The following is a 1581-nucleotide window of genomic DNA, read 5'->3' as shown; positions in this document are numbered from 1 at the left end:
GATCGCCGCCGCGCGCGATCACTTCGGGGGCTTCGACGGCATCCTCGTGAGCGTCGGCGGGCCGCCGCCCGGGTTCGTCGCCGACACCACGGACGCGCAGTGGCAGGCCTCGTTCGAGTCGGTGTTCCTGGGCGCGGTACGGCTCGCCCGCGCGGCGGCCGGGGAACTGGAGGCGGGCGGAGTCATCGGCTTCGTGCTGTCCGGTTCGGTGCACGAGCCGATCCCCGGGCTGACGATCTCGAACGCCCTGCGGCCCGGTCTGGCCGGTTTCGGCAAGTCGCTGGCGGACGAGCTGGGGCCGCGCGGCATCCGCGTAGTCGGACTGCTGCCCGCCCGCATCGACACGGACCGCGTGCGCGAGCTGGACGGCCTCTCCGCAGACCCGGAGGCCACCCGCGCGGCCAACGAGTCGCGGATTCCGCTGCGGCGGTACGGGACGGCGGAGGAGTTCGGGCGGGCGGCGGCGTTCCTGCTGTCGCCGGCGGCTTCCTATCTGACGGGGATCATGGTGCCGGTCGACGGTGGGATGCGGCACGGGTTCTGAACCATCCGGTTTCCAGGCCCCTTCAGGACGTACCGCACACGGGTGAGTCCTGGGACGTTCTGTTCCAGGACTCTCCGAGCACGAGCCTGCCGACGGGGCCCGTCGTGGGACTCCGCGCGGGGGAGGCCAATGCTCCCCCGCTGCTGCGGACCCAGGTCTTGCCCACCGGATCCGTGAACTCCAGCCACAGCGATGCCAGTTCGCCGTCCGTGAACCGCGCGGAGGGGAATCGAGCACGCATGCTGTCCCGCAGGGCGGCATCGGGGATCTTGATCTGCCTGCACGGCGCCAGTGCGTACAGATCCCACCAGAGGTGCCTGTCCGGCAGGAACAGACGCATCCGGACGGGATGAGGATTGCCGTTCATCACGACGACCTCGGACGGCGTCCGGTAGAAGTCGACCTGCTCGGCGGAGGCCTTCCGGTCCAGCTCGGGCGCGCGCCGCTCCGCCTCATCGGCCCGCTGCTCTGCTCTGATGCCGAGAATCAGCCCGCCGAGCGCCGCGACGACGGTGAGCAGCGCGCCCACACCTCGTCCGATCTCGGTCCAGGCCGGCGCGGTCGCGGCGGGATCCGCCGGGGCCACACCGTCGGAACCACCCGCAGGAGTCGGCTCGTCTCCCGCCGGTCCGGGCTGCCCCCCACTACTCGCTTCAGCCATGCGCCCGAGGCTATAAGCGCGGCACCCGCCCCGGGAGGACATGATCAGAACAGACAACCACCGGCCCGAACGGAACATCACTGGTCCGATCCGGGTGGCGAACCGTCAGGAAAACAGCCCCGTCAACTCACCCGCTCCGCACGATGCTTGACACCCGTCAGCTGTACCTCCGTCGGGAGTGCCTCCAGGCCCGCCGAGTCGCGGGCGTGGGCCAGGGCGTTGGCCGTCAGGTGGTCGAGGGCGACTCCGGGGTCCACGTGGGGTTCCAGGCTGAGCTGGATGCGGGCCTCGGGTGCCGTGCGGGTGCCGGCGAGCCGCACGTGCGCGTGGGCCACGCCGTCCAGGTCGCCAGCGTCGGTGGCGAGGACGCCCTCCA

Annotated in this window: 2 protein-coding genes and 1 pseudogene; 1 reads left to right on the top strand and 2 read right to left on the bottom strand. The window is 71.5% G+C overall.

Annotated elements, in window-relative coordinates:
• On the top strand, positions 1 to 544 hold a 544-nt coding region (locus R6V09_RS52700), incomplete at its 5' end, for an SDR family oxidoreductase (RefSeq protein ID WP_317888488.1).
• Between the two features lie 22 nt (positions 545 to 566).
• On the opposite strand, the gene R6V09_RS52695 is transcribed toward R6V09_RS52700, so the two are convergent.
• Both R6V09_RS52695 and R6V09_RS52690 read right to left on the bottom strand, forming a co-directional pair.
• Positions 567 to 1205, bottom strand: a complete 639-nt coding sequence (locus R6V09_RS52695) for a hypothetical protein (RefSeq protein WP_317888487.1) — start codon at positions 1203 to 1205, stop codon at positions 567 to 569.
• 122 nt (positions 1206 to 1327) lie between these two features.
• Positions 1328 to 1581, bottom strand: a pseudogene (locus R6V09_RS52690) (alkaline shock response membrane anchor protein AmaP); the annotation flags it as partial.

It is taken from the genome of Streptomyces sp. W16, from assembly GCF_033194735.1.
GTDB lineage: Bacteria > Actinomycetota > Actinomycetes > Streptomycetales > Streptomycetaceae > Streptomyces.
Note: the sequence above shows the minus strand (reverse complement) of the source record. Positions and strands in the feature narration are given on the sequence as shown.

Excerpts from the sequence above, each read along its gene's own strand:
- R6V09_RS52695 (WP_317888487.1), bottom strand. The coding sequence starts at position 1,205 with ATGGCTGAAGCGAGTAGTGGGGGGCAGCCCGGACCGGCGGGAGACGAG.